21 protein-coding genes, 2 tRNA genes and 1 pseudogene are annotated in these 20119 nt (G+C 74.6%); 16 read left to right on the top strand and 8 right to left on the bottom strand.

The features are described from left to right. Positions 1–113: 113 nt before the first annotated feature. Entirely contained in the window at positions 114–1862 is a 1749-nt protein-coding gene (locus FHD63_RS09710; protein ID WP_139721892.1) for a DEAD/DEAH box helicase, read from the top strand. Positions 1863–2053: 191 nt separating this feature from the next. Here the strand turns inward: FHD63_RS09710 and FHD63_RS09705 are convergent, their stop codons facing one another. Next, on the bottom strand, positions 2054–3010 hold the full coding sequence (locus tag FHD63_RS09705; RefSeq protein WP_139721890.1) for a type IV toxin-antitoxin system AbiEi family antitoxin domain-containing protein: 957 nt from the start codon (positions 3008–3010) through the stop codon (positions 2054–2056). 216 nt (positions 3011–3226) lie between these two features. Here FHD63_RS09705 and FHD63_RS16610 point away from each other — a divergent pair, with 216 nt between their 5' ends. After that, on the top strand, positions 3227–4189 hold the full coding sequence (locus tag FHD63_RS16610) for an RDD family protein (protein WP_139721888.1): 963 nt from the start codon (positions 3227–3229) through the stop codon (positions 4187–4189). 92 nt (positions 4190–4281) lie between these two features. Next, a complete protein-coding gene (locus FHD63_RS09695) occupies positions 4282–4890 on the top strand; it encodes an isochorismatase family protein (RefSeq protein WP_139721887.1) in 609 nt (202 codons plus the stop codon). An 11-nt stretch (positions 4891–4901) separates the two neighbouring features. On the opposite strand, the gene FHD63_RS09690 is transcribed toward FHD63_RS09695, so the two are convergent. After that, positions 4902–6158 carry a nicotinate phosphoribosyltransferase gene (locus FHD63_RS09690; protein WP_238705849.1) on the bottom strand — a complete coding sequence of 419 codons (1257 nt, stop codon included), beginning with the start codon at positions 6156–6158 and terminating at the stop codon, positions 4902–4904. Between the two features lie 67 nt (positions 6159–6225). Here FHD63_RS09690 and clpS point away from each other — a divergent pair, with 67 nt between their 5' ends. The 6 genes from clpS (at position 6226) to FHD63_RS16280 (ending at position 9989) form a co-directional block, all read left to right on the top strand. Continuing rightward, positions 6226–6558 carry an ATP-dependent Clp protease adapter ClpS gene (gene clpS / locus FHD63_RS09685; protein ID WP_139721883.1) on the top strand — a complete coding sequence of 111 codons (333 nt, stop codon included), beginning with the start codon at positions 6226–6228 and terminating at the stop codon, positions 6556–6558. A 3-nt stretch (positions 6559–6561) separates the two neighbouring features. Further along, positions 6562–7146, top strand: coding sequence for a DUF2017 family protein (locus FHD63_RS09680; protein WP_139721882.1), 585 nt, complete (start codon positions 6562–6564; stop codon positions 7144–7146). Positions 7147–7225: 79 nt separating this feature from the next. Next, positions 7226–8779 (top strand): glutamate--tRNA ligase, encoded by a 1554-nt coding sequence (gltX, locus tag FHD63_RS09675; RefSeq protein WP_139721879.1) that lies wholly within the window; start codon positions 7226–7228, stop codon positions 8777–8779. A 100-nt stretch (positions 8780–8879) separates the two neighbouring features. Beyond that, positions 8880–8951, top strand: a tRNA-Gln gene (locus tag FHD63_RS09670). An 85-nt stretch (positions 8952–9036) separates the two neighbouring features. Continuing rightward, positions 9037–9109 (top strand) — tRNA-Glu (locus FHD63_RS09665). 139 nt (positions 9110–9248) lie between these two features. Then, entirely contained in the window at positions 9249–9989 is a 741-nt protein-coding gene (locus FHD63_RS16280; protein ID WP_202978365.1) for an HU family DNA-binding protein, read from the top strand. Positions 9990–10016: 27 nt separating this feature from the next. Here FHD63_RS16280 and FHD63_RS09650 read toward each other — a convergent pair whose 3' ends face one another. The 3 genes from FHD63_RS09650 to FHD63_RS16270 are packed head-to-tail and all read right to left on the bottom strand — an operon-like array spanning position 10017 to position 10922. Beyond that, positions 10017–10253, bottom strand: a complete 237-nt coding sequence (locus FHD63_RS09650; protein WP_139721878.1) for a hypothetical protein — start codon at positions 10251–10253, stop codon at positions 10017–10019. Positions 10254–10263: 10 nt separating this feature from the next. Next, positions 10264–10551 (bottom strand): glycosyltransferase family protein, encoded by a 288-nt coding sequence (locus tag FHD63_RS16275; protein WP_202978364.1) that lies wholly within the window; start codon positions 10549–10551, stop codon positions 10264–10266. Next, positions 10548–10922 carry a glycosyltransferase family protein gene (locus FHD63_RS16270; RefSeq protein WP_202978363.1) on the bottom strand — a complete coding sequence of 125 codons (375 nt, stop codon included), beginning with the start codon at positions 10920–10922 and terminating at the stop codon, positions 10548–10550. The genes FHD63_RS16275 and FHD63_RS16270 overlap by 4 nt, the downstream gene beginning before the upstream one ends. A 37-nt stretch (positions 10923–10959) precedes the next feature. On the opposite strand from FHD63_RS16270, the pseudogene FHD63_RS16605 reads away from it, so the two are divergent. The 4 genes and pseudogenes from FHD63_RS16605 to FHD63_RS09630 form a co-directional block, all read left to right on the top strand. Then, positions 10960–11343: pseudogene (locus tag FHD63_RS16605) on the top strand (lysophospholipid acyltransferase family protein); the annotation flags it as partial. Positions 11344–11432: 89 nt separating this feature from the next. After that, positions 11433–11693 carry a hypothetical protein gene (locus tag FHD63_RS16600; protein ID WP_238705612.1) on the top strand — a complete coding sequence of 87 codons (261 nt, stop codon included), beginning with the start codon at positions 11433–11435 and terminating at the stop codon, positions 11691–11693. Next, positions 11690–12691, top strand: coding sequence for an NAD(P)H-dependent glycerol-3-phosphate dehydrogenase (locus FHD63_RS09635; RefSeq protein ID WP_139721877.1), 1002 nt, complete (start codon positions 11690–11692; stop codon positions 12689–12691). The genes FHD63_RS16600 and FHD63_RS09635 overlap by 4 nt, the downstream gene beginning before the upstream one ends. Before the next feature lie 55 nt (positions 12692–12746). Next, on the top strand, positions 12747–13880 hold the full coding sequence (locus tag FHD63_RS09630) for a D-alanine--D-alanine ligase family protein (RefSeq protein ID WP_139721876.1): 1134 nt from the start codon (positions 12747–12749) through the stop codon (positions 13878–13880). A gap of 2 nt (positions 13881–13882) precedes the next feature. Here the strand turns inward: FHD63_RS09630 and FHD63_RS09625 are convergent, their stop codons facing one another. After that, a complete protein-coding gene (locus FHD63_RS09625; RefSeq protein WP_139721875.1) occupies positions 13883–14356 on the bottom strand; it encodes a DUF3515 family protein in 474 nt (157 codons plus the stop codon). Further along, positions 14335–14568: an Lrp/AsnC ligand binding domain-containing protein gene (locus FHD63_RS09620; protein ID WP_139721874.1), complete on the bottom strand. Its 234-nt coding sequence runs from the start codon at positions 14566–14568 to the stop codon at positions 14335–14337. Before FHD63_RS09620 ends, FHD63_RS09625 begins: the two co-directional genes overlap by 22 nt. 47 nt (positions 14569–14615) lie before the next feature. On the opposite strand from FHD63_RS09620, the gene FHD63_RS09615 reads away from it, so the two are divergent. After that, on the top strand, positions 14616–15635 hold the full coding sequence (locus FHD63_RS09615; RefSeq protein WP_238705611.1) for a thiamine-phosphate kinase: 1020 nt from the start codon (positions 14616–14618) through the stop codon (positions 15633–15635). A 130-nt stretch (positions 15636–15765) separates the two neighbouring features. Here the strand turns inward: FHD63_RS09615 and rpmB are convergent, their stop codons facing one another. After that, the gene (rpmB, locus tag FHD63_RS09610) at positions 15766–15951 is read right to left on the bottom strand and encodes a 50S ribosomal protein L28 (RefSeq protein ID WP_083190777.1); all 186 of its coding nucleotides are present in this window, start codon (positions 15949–15951) and stop codon (positions 15766–15768) included. A gap of 190 nt (positions 15952–16141) precedes the next feature. Here rpmB and FHD63_RS09605 point away from each other — a divergent pair, with 190 nt between their 5' ends. After that, positions 16142–17824 carry a DAK2 domain-containing protein gene (locus FHD63_RS09605; protein WP_139721872.1) on the top strand — a complete coding sequence of 561 codons (1683 nt, stop codon included), beginning with the start codon at positions 16142–16144 and terminating at the stop codon, positions 17822–17824. Further along, entirely contained in the window at positions 17824–20118 is a 2295-nt protein-coding gene (locus FHD63_RS09600) for an ATP-dependent DNA helicase RecG (RefSeq protein ID WP_139721871.1), read from the top strand. The genes FHD63_RS09605 and FHD63_RS09600 overlap by 1 nt, the downstream gene beginning before the upstream one ends. Position 20119 lies beyond the last annotated feature (1 nt).

Here is a 20119-nt window from a genome sequence, read left to right as displayed (position 1 = left end):
CCGGTGCGCGTGTCGGCAGCCGGCAGGCACGGCATACCACGGCGTGCGGCCCCGTGCGGGCACCGGGAGGGCCGGGTGAGTCGGATCCGGAAACGACCTATCCTGACGAGTCGATGTCCACTTCAGCCGCTTCCCACCTGCCCCCCGCCTATCCCGAGCGCGCCGCCTGGGGCACGGCGGGCAAGCTGCGCGCCTGGCAGGCGACCGCGCTGCAGACCTACCTGTCCGAGCGCCCGCGCGACTTCCTCGCCGTGGCGACCCCCGGGGCGGGCAAGACGACCTTCGCCCTGCGCGTCGCCACGGAGCTGCTCGACCGGGGTGAGGTGCAGCGCATCACGGTCGTGGCACCGACCGAGCACCTCAAGACCCAGTGGGCCGAGGCGGCCGCCAAGGTCGGCATCCGCATCGACCCGCGCTTCGCCAACGCCCAGGGGCGGCACAGCCAGGACTTCGACGGGGTCGCCGTGACGTATGCCGGTGTCGCCAGCAAGCCGCTGCTGCACCGCGCACGCACCGAGGCGGCGCGCACCCTGGTGATCCTCGACGAGGTCCACCACGGCGGTGACGCGCTGTCCTGGGGGGAGGCCGTGCGCGACGCCTTCGAGCCGGCGACCCGGCGGCTGTCCCTCACCGGGACGCCCTTCCGGTCCGACACCGCGGCCATCCCGTTCGTCCGCTACGAGATGGACGCCGAGGGGATCCTGCGCTCCTCGGCCGACTACACCTACGGCTACGCCGACGCGCTGCGCGACGGCGTCGTGCGGCCGGTGCTCTTCCTGTCCTACGGCGGCACGATGCGATGGCGGACCAAGGTGGGGGACGAGCTCGAGGCGCGGCTGGGGGAGCCGCTGACGCAGGACGTCACCAAGCAGGCGTGGCGCACCGCCCTGGACCCGGCCGGCGACTGGGTCCCGGCGGTGCTGCGGGCGGCCGACAAGCGGCTCAGCGAGGTGCGTCGGCACGTGGAGGACGCCGGCGGCCTGGTCATCGCCTCCGACCAGCGCTCGGCCCGCGCCTACGCCAAGCAGCTGCGGGAGATCACCGGTGAGGCGGCGACCGTGGTGCTCTCCGACGACGCGGGGGCGTCGGCCCGGATCGAGGAGTACGCCGAGGGCGACTCCCGCTGGATGGTCGCCGTCCGCATGGTGTCCGAGGGGGTGGACGTGCCGCGGCTGGCGGTGGGGGTCTACGCCACGTCGACGTCGACGCCGCTGTTCTTCGCGCAGGCGGTGGGCCGCTTCGTCCGGGCCCGGCGGCGTGGGGAGACCGCCTCGGTCTTCCTGCCCAACGTGCCGCTGCTGCTCGGGCACGCCGGATCGATGGAGCTGGAGCGCGACCACGCGCTCAACCGGAAGGACACCGGGGAGGAGCAGCTGTGGTCCGAGGAGGACGGGCTGCTGGAGCAGGCGCAGGCCGCCGAGGGCGCCTCGGACGACCTCACCGGCAGCTACGAGGCGATCGGGTCGGACGCGGAGTTCGACCACGTCCTCTTCGACGCCGAGCAGTTCGGCCTGGGCGGGGTGCCCGGGTCGGAGGACGAAGACGACTACCTGGGCCTGCCCGGGCTGCTCGAGCCGGACCAGGTCGCGACCCTGCTGCGGGAGCGCCAGAAGAAGCAGGTGGGACGTGACGGCGGTCAGGCGCGGGCCCAGGCCGTCTCCGCCCACCGGGCGCTCGCCGAGCACCGCAAGGAGCTCAACAAGCTGGTCTCCGCCTACGCCCAGAAGAAGGGCCAGCCGCACGCCGTCGTGCACGCCGAGCTGCGCCGCACCTGCGGCGGTCCCGAGCTCGCGACCGCCACGTCCGAGCAGGTGCTCGAGCGCATCGAGACGATCCGCCGCTGGTTCGTCGGCCGACGCTGACGGCATACCCGCACCGGACGCGCGGTCAGGACGCACCGGACGCGCGGTCGGACCATGACCTGTGCACGCCACATCCGCCCCTTACGTGCCTGTGCACGGATATGCAGTCGGTGCGCAGGTTCTACCGCACGCACAGGCTGCGCAGGACGTGCACAGGCCGGGCATGAGGACAAACGCTGCAGGGCTGAGTCTCAGGCAGGGAACGCGTGCCGAGCGACCCCACGGGCCATCGCCGCACGCACCTTGGCGACGACGCGCTCCGGGTGGTCCAGCTCGCCCCAGGTGATGCGTACCACCTCGTAGCCGAGCGCGCGGAGACGGTCCTCGCGCCACTTCTCGGCCATCAGGTCGAGGGAGGAGCCGTACTTCAGCGCGCCGTCGAACTCGACCACCGTCCAGGCCTCCCGCAGCAGGAAGTCCACGAAGCCGACCAGCTCGCCGTACTCGTCGCAGATCGTCGCCTGGAGCTCCGGGACCGGCAACCCGGCTTCGAGCATGATCCAGCGAGCCCGGGTCTCGCCGGCCGACCCGCTCAGTCCGGTGGCGTGCTCGACCACGGTGCGGACGGCGGGGGCTCCGTGCCCGAAGGACCCCTCTCGGCCCGCTTGCTGCAGCTGCTCGATGGTCGTCGCCTTCTCCCGCAGCGCGATGTCCGCGCTGACCAGCCCGGCCACGAGGCCCATGGACCCGGCGACCTGCAGACAGGCCAGGGCAGGGTCGACGACGGGCGGTTCCCGGCTCGCCGGGTCCTCAGGGACGATCACCCAGCGGGGGCTGACCGGTGGGTGGACGTGCACGACGCCGTCACTACGCCCCCGCTGGCCGTCGGTCCGCGTGAGGTGCACCTTGTCGTCGACCCCGTAGGTCCCGATCCGGCGGACCCCGAGCCCGCTGTGGTGGCTGAGCACGTAGGGGCGGCCCGGTCCGCACAGCTTCGTCGCGACCGCGCGCGCCCGCAGGTCGTGCCGCTGCCACGGGGCCGCCCCACGCCATACCTCGCCCGACACGAAGCAGTCCTTGCGGATCCGCACCAGCACGCCGTCGGTGATGAGCCTGCGGACCTGGGTGCGGCTGAGGCCGAGGGCCCGCAGGTCGTCACCGCTCGCGACGTGGTGCTGGGCGGACAGGCGGGCCTGGACGTGCTCCATGGTGACCCACTGTGGCCGATCCCGGTCTCGTGGACGGGGAGTTGTCCACAGGTGGTGAGATGTGCGACGCCTGCCCCGGACCTGTGCGCGGATATGCAGCCGGTACGGAGGTTCTACGGCATGCACCGGCTGCACGACCGCGCACAGGTGCAGGTGGGGTGCATGTGGCGTGCACAGGTATGCGGAGCAGATCGCTCGCGCGGATAGTCTGGCCCCATGAGTCAGCAGGCAGGGTGGTACGACGACCCCGAGGACGCGCAGAACCTCCGCTACTGGGACGGCGTGCAGTGGACCCACCACACGGCACCCAAGCAGAAGCCCAACCTCGCCGAGGCCGGGCAGCAGTGGCGGGCGCCCGAGGCGGGCGACGCCACGCAGCAGGGGGGCCAGCAGGGCCAGGGCGGCTACGGCCAGGGTCAGCAGGGCTGGGGTCAGCAGGGCCAGAGCGGCCAGGGTCAGCAGGGCTGGGGTCAGCAGGGTCAGGGCGGCTACGGCCAGCAGGGCTGGGGTCAGCAGGGTCAGGGCGGCTACGGCCAGCAGGGCTGGGGCCAGCAGGGAGGCCAGCAGCCCAACCCCTACGCCGGCCAGACCGGGCAGAACCCCTACCAGGGCCAGTGGCAGGGAGGGCCGGTGCCGGGTGGCTACCAGCCGCAGCCCGGCCCGACGACCCCCGACGGCCAGCCGCTCGCCGGCTGGTGGCACCGGGTGGGCGCCCGCCTGATCGACGGCCTGCTCGCCCTCGTCGTCAGCACCGTGCTCGTCGTGGCCACGATGAGCCCGGAGGTGCGCGGCGCGATGGAGGACTACGTCATGGATCCCGACCCCACGGGCGCCATGCCCGTGGTCCTGGAGGACTGGATCCTCCAGCTCGGGCTCGTGACCGCGGTCCTCGGCCTCGCCTACGAGGTGCTCATGGTGAAGTTCTTCGGCGGCACCGTCGGCAAGCTCGTCACCGGGCTCCGCGTCCGGCTGCGCGACGAGCCCGGCCTCCCCACGTGGCGCGCGGTGCTGCTGCGCTCCGCGGTCTACCAGGGCCCCAACCTGGTGAGCAGCCTGTCGCCCGCGCTCGGCTTCCTCGGCCTGTTCACCATCATCAACGTCCTCTGGCCGCTGTGGGACGCGAACAACCAGGCGCTGCACGACAAGGCCGCCGGGACCAACGTGGTCAAGAGGCGCTGAGCCGCCCCTCTAGGCGGGCCCCGGCCGTCAGGCGCGACCCGCTCGGGGCCGCGCCCCTGCGGCGGTCGGCGGCAGGTGGCACGATCGAGGGTATGAGCCGAGCCCTGATCATCGTCGACGTCCAGCACGACTTCTGCGAGGGCGGGTCGCTGCCGGTGACCGGTGGTGTCGCCGTGGCCGAGGGGGTGAGCGCCTACGCGACCGCACACGCGCAGGACTACGCCACGGTCGTCGCCACCGCGGACTGGCACGTCGACCCGGGGGAGCACTGGGCCACCGACGGGGAGCCCGACTTCGTCACCTCGTGGCCGGTGCACTGCGAGGTCGGCACCGAAGGCGCCGACTTCCGGCCCGAGCTCGCCGGCGCGCTGGAGCACGTGCAGGCGGTCTTCCGCAAGGGTGAGCACGAGGCCGCCTACTCCGGGTTCGAGGGCAGCACCGAGGTCCACGGCCGCCGGGTCGCCCTGGCCGACTGGCTGCGCGAGCGGCGGATCACCACCGTGGACGTCTGCGGGATCGCGACCGACCACTGCGTCCGGGCGACGGCGCTGGACGCCCGCTCGGAAGGCCTGGAGACCCGGCTGCTGCTCGACCTCTGCGCCGGCGTGGCCCCCAGGACGACGGACGCGGCGCTCAAGGAGATGCGCGACGCCGGCGTCGTGGTGGCAGCCAGCACGGACGGGGGACCGGCGCCCACCTGAGGAGACGGTGCTCAGCTCCAGTCGTCGAGGTACGTCGTCGCCAGCGCCGGGTCGCCGAGGGAGAGCCGCAGCGCCCGCTGCGGCAGCTCGGCGCGGGCCCGCTCGTGGTGCTCCCGGGCGGCCTCGACGTCGGTGCGGGCGACCACCTCCCCGTGCTCGACGAGCGGCACCATCAGGGCACGGTCGTCGCCGTCGTCCTGCGGACGCTCGTTGATGCCGATGATCTCCTCCGTGGCCTCGCCGGCGGGGGACCGGCGGCGCAACGCGTACTTGCGCCCGCCCACGCTCGCCTTGTCCTTGCTCGCCTTGGCCACGCCCTCCATCCGCCCGGCGCCGCTCTCCCGGCTGACCAGCTTGTAGACCATCCCCGCGGCCGGGTGGCCCGAGCCGGTCACCACCTTCGTGCCCACGCCGTAGGCGTCCACGGGCGCCGCCTGCAGCGCGGCGATGGCGTGCTCGTCCAGGTCGGAGGTCACGACGATGCGGGTGTCCGGCGCGCCGAGCCGGTCGAGCTGGCTGCGCACCTCGAAGGCCTGGCTCACCAGGTCGCCGGAGTCCAGCCGCACCCCGCCGAGCTCGCTCCCGGCCAGCTCGACCGCCAGCTCGACGGCGCCGGTCACGTCGTAGGTGTCGACCAGCAGGGTGGTGGACAGCCCCAGGCTCGCGAGCTGGTTGGCGAAGGCCTGGCGCTCGTCGTCGTGCAGCAGCGTGTAGGAGTGGGCGGCCGTCCCCATCGTCGGGATGCCGTGCCGCCGGCCCGCCTCGAGGTTGGAGGTGGAGGCGAACCCCGCGAGGTATGCCGCGCGCGCCGCCGCGACCGCCGACTCCTCGTGCGTGCGCCGGCTGCCCATCTCGATGCACGGGCGGCCGTGCGCCACCGCCGTCATCCGGGACGCCGCCGACGCGACGGCCGAGTCGTGGTTGAGGACCGACAGGAAGAGCGTCTCCAGCACCACCCCCTCGGCGAAGCCGGACTCGACCACGAGCAAGGGCGACCCGGGGAAGTAGACCTCGCCCTCGGCATACCCCCAGACGTCGCCGCGGAAGCGGAAGTCGGCGAGCCAGTCCAGGGTGCGGCGGTCGACGACCTGCCGGTCGGCGAGGAAGGCGATCTCCTCCTCGCCGAAGCGGAAGTCGCGCAGCGCCTCCAGCGCTCGGCCGGTGCCGGCGACGACGCCGTAGCGCCGCCCCTCGGGGAGCCGCCGGGCGAACGCCTCGAAGACGCAGCGCCGCTCGGCGTGACCGCTGGCGAGCGCGGCCTGGATCATCGTCAGCTCGTAGTGGTCGGTCAGCAGGGCGGTGCTCGGGCTCACCCCCGCACCCTATGGTGGGGGCGTGCCGATCGACACCCCCAGCCCACCGGCCCCGCCGGACGGCCCGACGACCACCCCGCAGGAGCAGGGGGGCGTCGCCGTCCTGGACCGCCCGGAGTCCGCCAGCCCGTGGGTGACCCTGGTGTGGAACGACCCGGTCAACCTCATGAGCTACGTCACCTGGGTGTTCCAGACCCACTTCGGCTACAGCCGCAGCAAGGCGGAGAAGCTCATGATGGACGTGCACACCGTCGGCCGCGCGGTCGTCTCGACCGGTACGCGGGAGAAGATGGAGGCCGACACCGAGGCCATGCACGGCTACGGCCTGTGGGCCACCTTCCAGAAGGACGACTGAGGGATGGCGCGCGCGTTCCGCCGCCGGGGTGAGCGGCTGGTCGCCTCCTTCGACGCCGACGAGATCGCCGTCGTCGTCCACGTCCTGAGGCTGACCCGGGACTTCGTGGCCCCGGAGCGCCCGGAGACCGGCGACCCCTTCCTCGACCTCGTCGCCGGGCTGGGGGACGAGGTGGACCCCACCGAGCCGAGCGACCCGGCGCTGCGCCGGCTGCTGCCGCCGGCCTCCCGCGACGACGACGAGCAAGCGGCCGAGTTCCGGCGCCTCACCGAGCACGGGCTGCGTCAGCGCAAGGCCAGCACCCTCGCCACGGCCATCGCCGCCCTCGAGGGCGCATCACCCCCGCGCCTGGAGCTCGACCTCGACCAGGGGCGGGCCCTCGCGATCGCCCTCACCGACGCGCGGCTCATCCTCGGGGAGCGGCTCGGGCTGCGCACCGACGAGGACTCCGAGCGCCTGCACCACGAGCTCGAGGCGGCCCTGGCGGGGGAGACCGACCTGGACCCGGCGCTGGCGCAGAAGATGGCCTACTACGACTTCCTCTCCTGGATGCAGGAGTCGGTGACGACCGCGCTGATGGGGCGCTGAGGCATACCCCGCGGTGGTCGGCCGACGCCCGGCCGAGGGGCGTCCACCGGGTCGCGCGCGAAGTAGGCTGGCGCCCATCATGACGACGCACTCCGCACCTGTCTCCGCCACCGAGCACGACGACGTCACCGGCCCCGACGTCCGCGTGCGCTTCTGCCCCAGCCCGACCGGGACGCCGCACGTCGGACTGGCGCGCACCGCGCTCTTCAACTGGGCCTACGCCCGCCACCACGGCGGCACGCTCGTCTTCCGGATCGAGGACACCGACGCCTCCCGCGACTCGCAGGAGTCGATGCAGCAGATCGTGGACGCGCTGGCGTGGCTCGGGCTGGACTACGACGAGGGCCCCGGCGTCGGTGGACCCTACGGTCCCTACCGGCAGAGCGAGCGCGCCGACCTGCACGCCGACGTGGCGCGCAGGCTGCTCGAGGCAGGCCTGGCCTACGAGTCGTTCAGCACCCCCGAGGAGGTCGAGGCGCGGCACCGGGCCGCGGGCCGCGACCCCAAGCTCGGCTACGACAACCACGACCGGGACCTCACCGCGGAGCAGAAGCAGGCCTACCGCGACGAGGGCCGCGAGCCGGTGCTGCGGCTGCGGATGCCTGACGAGGACCTCGCCTTCACCGACCTGGTCCGTGGCGAGGTGACCTTCGGGGCGGGATCGGTGCCCGACTTCGTCATCGTCCGCGGCAACGGCCAGCCGCTCTACACGCTGGTCAACCCGGTCGACGACGCCCTCATGCGGATCACCCACGTCATCCGCGGTGAGGACCTGCTGTCCTCGACGCCGCGGCAGATCGCGCTCTACCGCGCGCTCATCGAGATCGGGGTCGCGCAGCGGGTCCCGACCTTCGCCCACCTGCCGCTCGTGCTGGGGGAGGGCAGCAAGAAGCTGTCCAAGCGGGACCCGCAGTCCGACCTCTTCCTGCACCGCGAGCGGGGCTTCGTGCGGGAGGGGATGATCAACTACCTCGCGCTGCTGGGCTGGTCCATCGGCCCGGACCGCGACATCTTCGACCCCGAGCACCTCGTGCAGGCCTTCGACGTCGCCGACGTCAACCCCAACCCGGCGCGGTGGGACCAGAAGAAGGCCGAGTCCATCAACGGCGACCACCTGCGCCGGCTGTCCCTGCCGGAGTTCACCTCCCGGCTGCTGCCCGTCCTGCGCGAGGCCGGTGTCCTGGGCGAGCAGAGCGACATGGGTGAGCTCGCCCGGCTGGAGGCGGTCGCCGACCTCATCCAGACCCGCATCCAGGTGCTCTCCGAGGCCGTCCCGATGGTGCGCCCGTTCTTCGTCCGCGGCGCCGACCTCGAGATCGCCGAGGACGCCCGTGGGCAGCTCAAGGACGACGCTCCCGCGGTGCTGGACGCGGCCGTGGCGGCGCTCGAGCCGATCTCCGGCGCGGCCCCGGAGCCGCTCGGCGGCGGTGTGGAGTGGACCCACGACCGGATCGAGGCGGCGCTGCGCGAGGCGCTGGTCGACGGGTTGGGCCTCAAGCCCCGCTTCGCCTTCGGGCCGCTGCGGACCGCCGTCTCGGGGCAGCGCATCAGCCCGCCGCTGTTCGAGTCGATGGAGATCCTCGGCCGGGAGGAGACCCTGGACCGGCTGCGGCGGCTGCGGGCCTCGCTCTGAGCCGCGACGCCTCGGGCAGCCCGGGGATTTGGGTCGACGACAGGGGCACGGTAGAGTGATCCCTCGGTTCGCCGCCCGGTCACGGGACGGAGATACCCCTTGGGGTATGGTGTAATTGGCAACACGGCTGATTCTGGTTCAGTTGTTCTAGGTTCGAGTCCTGGTACCCCAGCGCGACATCGAGACGCCGCTCTCGATTTCGTGGAGGTCGACCCGGTCGGGTAGGCTCTCCGCTCGGCGCAGTCAGCGTCGGACACGGCCCCGTTGTGTAGCGGCCTAGCACGCCGCCCTCTCAAGGCGGTAGCGCGGGTTCGAATCCCGTCGGGGCTACCCGTGTCGAACGGCCCTCATCGCAGTCGCGGTGGGGGCCGTTCCGCATGTCGGGGGCGTCGTCGCGGTAGCGTGGGGAGCGCGTGGCGCAGGCGTCTGACCTGCGGCCTCACGCTCGGCACGGTGGAGAGGGTGCGGCATGAACAAGGCAGACCTGATCGAGGCCCTCGCGCCACGGCTGGGCGGCCGGGCCGCCGCCACGGCGGCCGTGGAGGCGCTGGTCGACGTCGTGCTGCGCGAGGTCGCCTCCGGGGGCTCGGTGGCGATCACCGGTTTCGGCACGTTCGAGCGGGTGCAGCGGGCCGCACGGACCGGGCGCAACCCGCGGACCGGCGACCGCGTTCCCATCGCACGCACCACGAGCCCGCGGTTCCGACCTGGGACCTACTTCAAGGAGGTCGTCGCCGACCCCGCGGGGCTGCCGGCGGAGGGCTCCGCCGGGATCCGGGGCGCCGTGGCCGACGCCGGGACCGGCCGCTCGGGGGCACCGGCCAGCGTGCGTCGCCCGGCGGGGGCGGACGCGCGGGGCGGGCGGGCAATCCGGTCGTCCGCGCAGGGGGGACGCGCGCAGAAGCGGGCCACCTCGGGTACCCCCTCGAGCGTGCGCAAGGAGGCACCCAGCGATGCGGCTCCCGTCGAGTCCGAGACCGGACCGTCGGCGCCGGGCGGCGCCGGCGTGGTCTTCGCCGGAGGCGAGGACATCACCGCCGGGATGATCTCGGCCAAGAAGGCCGAGCTGGCCCGGGTGAAGAACGACCAGGTCGCCACGAAGGCGAAGAAGGCGTCCTCGAAGACCACGACCCAGGGCGGCAAGGGGAAGAAGAAGAAGGGCAAGAAGGACAAGGACAAGAAGGGCGGCAAGGGCAAGGGCAAGGGCTGAGCCCCGGGGCCGGCCGGCCTGGCCTTCTCACCTGATGGTCTCGCCCTCGCCGATGCCGACGATCCACACGCGGGAGACGGTGGCGCCCGCGGTCTCGGGGTCCGCGCCGTCGGCCACCTCGATGCTCACCCGCTGGCCGACCCGCAGATGACGCAGCCCGCTGCCCTCGACGGCAGCGGCGGGGAAGGGCAGGACGCGGCCGGTGTCGAGGAGCACCTCGCCCGTGCGCGCGTCCAGGTCGTAGGTGTGCACGCTCGCCTGCATGCCGCCCACTCTAGGCCGGGGGCCGGGGGGATCCCTCGGCCCCGAGCGCGGCCGTCGTCCGCGGCCCGATGCCCAGGCGTACGGCGTCACCCAGGTCCGCGGTCGTGTCGACGTCGCGGCGCAGGCGGGGCAGGTCCAGCTCGAGGAGCGCGGCCGTCGCGGCGTGCCGGGCCGCGCTGCCCGCGCCGAAGCGCGGCTCGGGCACCCCGCCGACCGACGTGAGCAGCACGGTCCCCGTGCCGTCGGCGTCCGGCACGACGGCGCGCTCGTGCCGGGCACAGGCCTCCAGCGCCGTCACCAGGTCCGCGGGCTGCAGGCAGGGCAGGTCGCCGAGCAGGACGCCGAGGCCACCTGTCCTCGACCTCTCCGCCGCCTCCAGGCCGGCGGCGACCGCGGCGTTGAGCCCGCCCCGGGGTCGTCGACGACCCGCGCGCCGAGCCCGGCCGCCAGCGCCGCGCCGGCCCGGTCGGAGGTCACGACGACGACGTCACCCGGGGTGAGGGCACGGCATACCGCGTCCAGCGTGTCGGCGGCGATGGCGCGGGCCAGCGCGACCTTGCCCACGCCCTCGGGCGCCACCAGCCGGGTCTTGGCCCGCTCGGCCCGCTGGACGGGGACCACCAGCCGCCACCGGGTCGCGGGCCGGGAGACGCGGGGGATCGGGCTCACCGGTGCATCCTCGCCACCACCGGTGCCGGATGCAAAGATGACCGTCGTGAGACGCCAGCCCAGCCACCACGACCTGCCCTGGTCCTACCACGCCGTCATCACCACCGTGCGGCCGCTGCTGCAGGTCGCGACCCGGCGGGACTGGGCCGGCGGCGAGCACCTCCCCGCCGACGGCGGCTTCATCGTGGCCGGCAACCACTACTCCGAGGTGGACCCCATCACCCTCGCGCACTACCTCGTGGACCACGGGCACCCGCCGTTCTACCTGGCCAAGTCCTCGCTGTTCGAGGTGCCGCTGCTCGGCCGCGCCCTCACCCACCTCGAGCAGGTGCCGGTCTACCGCGCCAGCTCCCGGGCCCGCGACGCGCTCGTCGCCGCCCGCGAGGCGCTCCAGGAGGGCCGCTGCATCGCGATCATGCCGGAGGGCACGCTGACCCGGGACCCGGACCTGTGGCCCATGCGCGCCAAGCCGGGGTCGGCCGCCTGGCCCTCACCTCGGGGGCGCCCGTCGTGCCGGTCGCGCAGTGGGGTGCCCAGCACCTCCTGGGCCGCTACGCCCGGCGCCCGGGCAACCTCCTGGCCCGCCCCGTGCAGCAGGTGCTGGCCGGGCCGCCGGTGGACCTGTCGGACCTGCAGGACCGGCCGGAGGACCCCCGGGCGCACACCGAGGCGACCACGCGCATCATGGCCGCGATCACCGCGCAGCTGGCGACGCTGCGGGGCGAGACGCCGCCTGAGCGCCCGCACGAGCACCGGGAGGGGGGCCGGTGACGCGGGCCGCCATCTTCGGTGCCGGGAGCTGGGGCACGGCCTTCGCCCAGGTCCTGGCGGACGCCGGCGCCGAGCGGGTGACCCTCTGGGCGCGCCGCCCCGAGGTGGCCCGGCAGGTGCGCGAGGAGCACCGCAACCCCGACTACCTCCCGGACGTGGAGCTCGGGCCCGTCGTCACCGCCACCGCCGACCCGCGGGAGGCGGCGGACGGCGCCGACCTGGTCGTCCTCGCGGTCCCCAGCCAGAGCCTGCAGGACAACCTCGACGCCTGGGGGACGCACCTGCCGGACGGGGCACCGGTCGTCTCGTTGATGAAGGGCATCGAGCTCGGCACCGGTCGCCGGATGAGCGAGGTCATCGTGGCCAGCGGCATCGACGAGCGCCGCGTCGTCGTCGTCACGGGGCCCAACCTCAGCCGGGAGATCGCCGCCCGGCAGCCGGCGGCCAGCGTCGTCGCCGGGACCGACCACGCGACGGCCGACCGGGTCGCCGCCGCGGTGATGACGCCCTACTTCCGGCCCTACACCCAGACCGACGTCGTGGGCGCCGAGCTCGGTGGTGCCGTGAAGAACGTCATCGCCCTCGCCGTCGGCATGGCCGAGGGGCTGGGGTACGGCGACAACACCAAGTCCAGCCTCATCACCCGCGGCCTCGCCGAGACCGCCCGCCTGGGGCAGGCGCTGGGCGCGGACCCGGCGACGCTCATGGGGCTGGCCGGGGTCGGCGACCTCATCGCCACGTGCATGTCCCCGCTCTCGCGCAACCACCGGGTGGGCGTGGCCCTCGGGCAGGGCCGCACCGTGGCCGAGATCCTCGCCGTGCCGCACCAGACGGCCGAGGGCGTCAAGTCCTGCCGCAGCGTGGTCGAGCTCGGCGCCCGGCACGGGGTGGAGATGCCGATCTGCCAGGGCGTCAGCGCCGTGGTCGACGGGGTGGTCACCCCGGAGCGGCTGACCGGCGAGCTCATGACCCGCGCGCGCAAGCACGAGCGTCACTGAGCGGCGTGCGCGTCCTGCGCGGGCGCCCCCGTCACCTTGGCTAGGCTCGTCGGCGATGGACACGCAGACCTCACCCGCCCCCGACCGCCGCCGCCGCGTCGCCCTGGTCTTCGGCGGCCGCTCCGACGAGCACGCCATCTCCTGCGCGACGGCCGCGAGCGTGCTCCGGGCGCTGGACCGGGAGCGGTATGCCGTGGTGCCGGTCGGCATCACCCGCGAGGGCCACTGGGTGCTCGTGGACGACGACCCGGGAGCCCTCGACATCCGTGACGGCCGGCTCCCGGCGGTGACCGACACCGGCCGGCGCGTCATCGTGCCGCTGGGTGGCGTGGAGCACGAGTGGACCTGGGTCGACGCCGCGGGGGAGGTGCACCCCCTCGGCGAGGTCGACGTCGTCTTCCCGCTGCTGCACGGGCCCTTCGGGGAGGACGGCACGATCCAGGGCCTGCTGGAGCTCGCCGACCTGCCCTACGTCGGGTGCGGGGTCATGGCGTCGGCGGCGATGATGGACAAGCACGTCATGAAGGTCCTCTTCGCCTCGGCCGGGCTGCCGGTGGGGCCCTACACCCTCATCACCGACCGGCAGTGGCAGCGGGACCGGGCCGCTGCGCTGGACGCCGCGTCGGCGCTGCAGTTCCCGGTCTTCGTCAAGCCGGCCCGGGCCGGGTCCTCCGTGGGCGTCTTCAAGGTGGAGCGCCCCGAGGACCTCGAGGTGGCCGTCGACAAGGCGCGTGACCACGACCCCAAGGTGCTCGTGGAGCAGGGGATCGAGGGCCGCGAGATCGAGTGCGGTGTGCTCGGGGGCCGCGGCTCGGAGCCGCCCCGGGTGAGCGAGTGCGGCGAGATCGTCGTCTCCGGTGCGCACGACTTCTACGACTTCGAGGCGAAGTACCTCGACGAGGACAGCGTGCAGATCACCGCGCCGGCCGACATACCGGCGCCGATCCGCGACGAGATCCACCGGATCGCCGCGCTCGCCTTCGAGGTCGCCGACGCGGAGGGGCTGTCCCGGGTGGACTGCTTCGTCACCCCGCGCGGCGAGGTGGTCCTCAACGAGATCAACACCATGCCCGGCTTCACGCCCTACTCGATGTACCCCCAGGCCTGGGCCGCCTCGGGCCTGAGCTACCCCGAGCTGGTCGACGAGCTCATCACCCTGGCGCTCGAGCGCCCGCTCGGCCTGCGCTGAGCTCAGCCGTCCGCCGAGGAGCACTCCCCGAGGGTCTGCGGCACCGCCTCGGCGGCCTCGCCCAGGGGCGGCAGCAGCAGGGGGTGGCTGTCGTAGTCCGCCGGCACCAGCACCTCCAGCGCCGGCTCGCGCCCGTAGGTCGTGAACATCGTGCCCCCGTCGTCGAGCCGGGTGGCCACCCAGTCGACGCCGTTGACGTCGATGCACGGGTCGGTGGTCGGCCCGGGGGGCGTCTTGCCGCACCGGGCGACGATCGGCGGGTCGCCCCAGGCGGCCACGCCCTCGGACTGCACGGCGGTGACCCGGGCCTCGTAGGGCCCGATCGTGCTCGGCCAGTGGCGGGCGACCTCCTGGCACGGCGCGGAGTCGGCGGCGTCGAAGGGCACGGCGCGCACGGCCTCGTCCGCGCACCCGCCGAGCGCGAGGGCGACGGCGGCCGCGGGCAGCAGGCCCCTCAGAGCTCGACGACCGTGCACGTCGTCGTGCGGGTGATGGCGGGGACCTCGAGGACGCGGGCGATCACCCCGCGCCCCAGCTCGGCGACGGTGGGTGCCTGCACGACGGCGATGACGTCGTAGGGCCCGGCGACGTCCTCCGCGCTCACCACCCCGGTGAGGCCGCGGAGGGTGCGGGTGACCTGCGCAGAGGCCCCGACCTCGGTCTGGACGAGCATGTATGCCTTGACCACGGCTTCCTCCTGATCCGGCGCGGTGGATGGGAGGCTACCGTGCGGGGGTGGACGCGAGCGAGGACGGTGGACGGGTGGGCCCGGACGGAGGCCCGCCGACCGGGCCGGTGCTCGGTGACGTGGGGGAGCGCGGCGTGCTGGGCGAGGTCTTCGCCGCCCTCGCCGACCAGCCGGACGACGGCGTGCACGTCGGGCCGGGCGACGACACGGCCTACCTGCGGGTGCGCCGGGGTGCGGTGCTGGCGACGACGGACACCATGGTGCTGGGCCAGGACTGGCGCGACGACTGGTCGACGCCGCAGGACGTGGGGGTCAAGGCCACCACCCAGAACCTCGCCGACATCGCGTCGATGGGGGGAGTGGGCACCGGCCTGCTCGTCACCCTCGCGGCGCACCCGCGGCTGCCGCTGGCGTGGGCGCGCGGCCTGGCCGAGGGTATGGCGTGGGCCGCGCGGCGCACCGGCGTGCCGGTCGTCGGGGGTGACCTCAGCGCGGCGCCGGACGGGGTGGTCATGGTCGGCGTCACCGCCCTGGGCGAGCTGCCGGAGGGGGTGGAGCGCCCGGTGCTGCGCGACGGCGCCCGTCCGGGCGACGTGCTCGCCGTCTCCGGGCCGTTGGGGCGCTCGGGCGCCGGGCTCGCGCAGCTGCTCGACGGACAGCGTGAGGGGCCCTGGGTGGACTACCACCGACGGCCCTGGACGGACCTCGACCAGGGACCGCGGGCCGCGCTCGCGGGGGCGACGTCGATGATCGACGTGTCCGACGGGCTGGTCCGCGACGCCGACCGCGTGGCCCGCGCCAGCGGTGTCCGGGTCGACCTCCGGCCCGACGTGGTGGACGCGCTCGCCGCCGACCTCGACGGGCTGAGCCCCGTCCCGGCCCGCACGGCCGTGCTCGGTGGCGGGGAGGAGCACGTGCTGCTCGCCACCTTCGCGCCCGGGGCGCCGCCGCCGGGGTGGGTCGTGCTCGGCGACGTGGCCGGGCCCGGCGCGGACGGGGCGGGGGTGTGGCTCGGTCCGGACCGGCTCGACCCGGCCCGGGGAGGCTGGGACCACTACGGGGGGTGAGGCAGGCGACCGGCCGACCGCGCACGTCGCCCGGCGCAGGCCCCCGGCGTCGGGAGCCGCGACCTCAGGGACGACGAAGCCGGCGTCACCCTGGTGGGTGCCGCCGGCTCACGTGCCTGCGAGGGGGAGGTCAGCGGGTGACCTTGCCCGCCTTCAGGCAGGAGGTGCAGACGTTGAGTCGCTTGGACGTGCCGCCCATGGTGGTGCGCACGCGCTGGATGTTGGGGTTCCAACGGCGCTTGGTGCGGCGGTGCGAGTGCGAGATGCTGTGACCGAAGCTCGGTCCCTTGCCGCAGACGTCGCAAGTGGCAGCCACGGTGTACTCCTGAAGGTCGTCCGGTGAGAGGTCGCAGGCCCACGGCGTCGAGGCGCGCGGGCAACCGGAACAGCGTAGCGGACGGCGCTGGTGGCGCCCAAATCATCCCCTCCCCACGTCCGGTGCGGTCCGAGCGCGCGTCCGGTGCGGGGCTGCGGGGCCGGTCGGGGGCGGGCACTAGGTTAGGGGCGTGCCCGGACCAGCCCTCGACCTCGTGACCGCCCGCCGGTGGGCGATGACGGCGCGGCTGTCCCTGGCCGCGGCCCGCGAGCAGGTCGACGCGCTCAACGTCTTCCCCGTGGCCGACGGCGACACCGGCACCAACATGTTCCTCACCTTCGACGGTGCCCTGGAGCACGTCCGGGTGCAGGTCGAGCTGGGTGAGGACACCGGCGGGCTCCGCGACGGTCTGCACCTCATCGCCCGCGGCATGCTGCTGGCCGCGCGCGGCAACTCGGGGGTCATCCTGGCCCAGCTCGCCCGGGGGTTGGCGGACGCCGTCGGCCCCGACGTGGAGGCGGTCGGCCCCGAGGAGGTCGCCGCGGCCTTCGAGCAGGCGGCGCGCAGCGCCTGGGACGCGTTGGCGGCGCCGGTGGAGGGGACCATCCTCACCGTCGCCCGGGCCGCCGCCCAGGGCGCGCGCGAGGCGGTGCGCGCGGGGGAGGGCGACGTCGCCGAGGTGGTCGCGGCCGCGCTGCGGGGCGCCCAGGACGCGCTGGCCCGCACCCCTGACCAGCTGGCCGAGCTGCGCGACGCCGGGGTCGTCGACGCCGGCGGGGCCGGGCTGGTGCTCGTGGTCGAGGCCCTGCACACCGTGCTGCTCGACCGCCCGGCCGGCTCCGACGGCGAGGTGCCGGACTGGTGGTCGACCGGCACCGTTCGGCCCGCGGACACCCCCTCGACGCCCGAGGCCGGCGGCACCGTCGAGGTCATGTTCCTGCTGACCGGCAGCGACCCCGAGCGGGCCGGGAGGCTGCGCTCCCACCTCACCCGCGTGGGCGACTCCGTGGCCGTCGCCGGTGGGCCGCACGACTACCAGGTGCACGTCCACCTCGACGACCCTGCGGCCGCGCTCGAGGCCGGGGGGCTGGCCGGGGTCGTCAGCGACGTCCGGCACACCTCCCTCACCGGGGACGTGGCCCACGCCCCGGCCGGGGACCCCGCCTGCGGCGGCCTCTCCGGCGCGGGCCGGTCCGGGCTGCCCACCGGCCTGCAGGTCGTCAGCTGCGTGCTCGGCGACGGCGTGGCCGAGCTCATGGGCTCGGCCGGCGCGGTCCTCGTGCCCAGCGGTCCGCGGCGTCGCGCGTCGGCGGGCCAGCTCCTCGCCGCCGTGCGGGCCTGCGAGGCCGAGGGCGTGCTCGTGCTCCCCAACGACGAGGACATGGTCATGGTGGCGCGGGCCGCGGCCGCGGAGGCGCGGCGGGAGGGCCTCGCGGTCGAGGTGGTGCCCACCCGGACCCTCCTCGAGGGGGTGGCCGCCCTGGCCGTCCTGGACCCGGACGGACGCCTCGAGGGTGTCGCACGGGCGATGCGTGAGGCCGCCGGCGCCGTGCACGGCGGTGCGCTGACCCGGGCCGACCGGGGTGCCGACACCCCCGTCGGTCCGTGCCTGCCCGGCCAGTGGCTCGGGATCGTCGACCACGGCATCGTCGCCGTCGAGGACGCGCTGGCCCCGGCGGCCGAGGCCGTCCTCGAGACCCTCTGGCACCCCGGTGTCGAGCTGGTCACCGTCCTGCTCGGCGAGGGTGGTGACGCGCAGGTGCGCGGTGCGCTGGAGAGCCGGCTGGCCCGGCGCGTGGCCGGCACCGACGTCGAGCTCACCGTCGTGGACGGGGGCCAACCGACCTACACCGTGCTGATCGGGGTCGAGTGATGACCGGTCGGCACCTGCACGCCGTGGCGGACGGCGACCTCGACCCGCTGGACATCGGCCTGCGGGACGTCGTCGGCACCAGCGCCCGGACGCTCGAGCGGGCGCGCGGCATCCGGACCGTGGGGCAGCTGCTGGACTGGCTCCCGCGCACCTACCTCGACCCCAGCCGACCCACCGCCTTCCGCGACCTCCCCCACGGGGAGGACGTCGTCGTGGTGGGGACGGTCCGCGCGGCGACGACCCACCAGATGCGCAACCGCCGGGGCCGCCGGCTCGTCGTGGAGGTGGCCGACGACGCCGGGGGCACGATCGAGCTCACCTTCTTCAAGCCCTTCGGCCACCAGGACCGCCTGCGGCCCGGGGTCCGCGTGGTGTGCTCGGGCCAGGTCGGGGTGTGGCGCGAGACCCTCCAGCTCACCCACCCGGACTACGCCACCCTGGGCGAGGACGGCGAGGGCGGCGCGCAGTGGCTGCTGGACGGGCTGGTCCCGGTCTACACGGCCACCAAGGGTCTGTCCCCGATCGTCCACGGCCAGTGCCTCGAGCTGGTCCTGCACCACGTCGAGCAGCTGCGCGACCCCGTGCCCGAGGAGGTGCGCCGCGAGGTGGGCCTGCCGGGGCTGCTCGAGGCCTACCGGCTGGTGCACCGGCCCCGCACCGAGGCCGACCACCGCCGCGGCCGCTGGCGGCTGAAGTTCACCGAGGCGTTCACGGTGCAGGCCCAGCTCGCGCGGGTCCGCCGCTCCGCCGACGCGGTGCCCGCCCGGCCGCGTATCCCGGCTGCGGACGGCCTCGGGGCCCGGCTGCGCGACCGGTTGCCCTTCGAGCTCACCCAGGGGCAGGAGACCGTCCTCGCCGAGATGCTCGACGACCTGGCCCGGACGGTCCCGATGCACCGCCTGCTCCAGGGCGAGGTCGGCTCCGGCAAGACCGTGCTCGCCCTGCTCGCCATGCTGGCCGTCGTCGACTCCGGTGGGCAGGCGGCGCTGCTGGCCCCCACCGAGGTTCTCGCGGCCCAGCACCACCGGTCCATGTCCCAGCTGCTCGGCCCCATCGCCGAGGCCGGGCTCCTGGGGGGCCTGGCCGAGGGCACCCGGGTCACCCTGCTCACCGGCAGCCAGTCGACCGCGGAGCGCCGGGCGTCGCTGCTGGCGGCGGCCTCGGGGGAGGCGGGCCTCGTCATCGGCACCCACGCGCTCATCCAGGAGCACGTGCAGTTCGCCGACCTGGCCATGGTGGTCGTGGACGAGCAGCACCGGTTCGGCGTGGAGCAGCGCGACGCCCTGCGCGCGAAGGCGCCCGAGGGCACCGCCCCGCACGTGCTGGTGATGACCGCCACACCGATCCCGCGGACCGTCGCGATGACCGTCTACGGCGACATGGAGATCTCCACGCTGCGCGAGCTGCCCGGTGGCCGCCGCCCCGTCCACACCTTCGTCGTCGACGGCCAGCGCCCCGACTGGGTGCGCCGCACCTGGGAGCGGGTCGCCGAGGAGGTCCGCGGCGGCGGCCAGGTGTATGTCGTGTGCCCCCGGATCGGTGACGTCGACGACCCGGACCTGCCCGGCACGGACGGTGCCGGACCCGGGCTTCCCACGGGCGCCGCCCAGGGGAGTGTCACCGGCGACGACGGCGCCGACCTCCTCGGCGCCGCGGACGGTGCCGGGGCGGTCGCGCCCGCGCTGCACGGCGTGCACCAGGTGGCGCGCTGCCTGCGCGGCCTGGCCGCGACCCGCGAGCTGACCATCGAGGTCCTGCACGGCCGCATGCCCGCCGAGGACAAGGACGCCGTCATGGTGGCCTTCGCCGCCGGGCGCGTCGACGTCGTCGTCTCCACCACCGTCATCGAGGTCGGCGTGGACGTGCCCGACGCGACGACCATGGTGCTGCTGGATGCCGACCGCTTCGGCATCTCCCAGCTGCACCAGCTGCGGGGCCGGGTGGGCCGGGGCGGCCGACCCGGCCTGGCGCTGCTGCTCACCCAGGGCGAGGGCGTCGACCCGGCCGCCGTGGAGCGGCTGGAGCAGGTGGCGGCCACCACGGACGGCTTCGAGCTGGCCCGGCTGGACCTGGAGAGCCGGCGCGAGGGCGACGTGCTGGGGGCCAGCCAGAGCGGCGGACGCAGCGGGCTGCGCTTCCTGCGCCTGGCCCGCGACGAGGACCTCATCGTCCGGGCGCATGAGGCGGCGTGGCGCACGGTGGAGGCCGACCCCGAGCTGGAGCGGCACCCCGAGCTCGCCGAGGCCCTCCTCCGGCTGGACGCCGCCCGCGCGGCGTTCCTGGAGCGGGGGTGAG

Source organism: Serinicoccus chungangensis (assembly GCF_006337125.1).
Taxonomy (GTDB): domain Bacteria; phylum Actinomycetota; class Actinomycetes; order Actinomycetales; family Dermatophilaceae; genus Ornithinicoccus; species Ornithinicoccus chungangensis.
This window is presented reverse-complemented; position numbering and strand designations above follow the sequence as displayed.

What these genes read in the sequence shown, in the direction of transcription:
- FHD63_RS09710 (WP_139721892.1), top strand. Translation starts at nt 114, where the DNA reads ATGTCCACTTCAGCCGCTTCCCACCTGCCCCCCGCCTATCCCGAGCGC.
- FHD63_RS09705 (WP_139721890.1), bottom strand. Translation starts at nt 3,010, where the DNA reads ATGGAGCACGTCCAGGCCCGCCTGTCCGCCCAGCACCACGTCGCGAGC.
- FHD63_RS16610 (WP_139721888.1), top strand. Translation starts at nt 3,227, where the DNA reads ATGAGTCAGCAGGCAGGGTGGTACGACGACCCCGAGGACGCGCAGAAC.
- FHD63_RS09695 (WP_139721887.1), top strand. Translation starts at nt 4,282, where the DNA reads ATGAGCCGAGCCCTGATCATCGTCGACGTCCAGCACGACTTCTGCGAG.
- FHD63_RS09690 (WP_238705849.1), bottom strand. Translation starts at nt 6,158, where the DNA reads ATGATCCAGGCCGCGCTCGCCAGCGGTCACGCCGAGCGGCGCTGCGTC.
- FHD63_RS09680 (WP_139721882.1), top strand. Translation starts at nt 6,562, where the DNA reads ATGGCGCGCGCGTTCCGCCGCCGGGGTGAGCGGCTGGTCGCCTCCTTC.
- gltX (WP_139721879.1), top strand. Translation starts at nt 7,226, where the DNA reads ATGACGACGCACTCCGCACCTGTCTCCGCCACCGAGCACGACGACGTC.
- FHD63_RS16280 (WP_202978365.1), top strand. Translation starts at nt 9,249, where the DNA reads ATGAACAAGGCAGACCTGATCGAGGCCCTCGCGCCACGGCTGGGCGGC.
- FHD63_RS09650 (WP_139721878.1), bottom strand. Translation starts at nt 10,253, where the DNA reads ATGCAGGCGAGCGTGCACACCTACGACCTGGACGCGCGCACGGGCGAG.
- FHD63_RS09630 (WP_139721876.1), top strand. Translation starts at nt 12,747, where the DNA reads ATGGACACGCAGACCTCACCCGCCCCCGACCGCCGCCGCCGCGTCGCC.
- FHD63_RS09600 (WP_139721871.1), top strand. Translation starts at nt 17,824, where the DNA reads ATGACCGGTCGGCACCTGCACGCCGTGGCGGACGGCGACCTCGACCCG.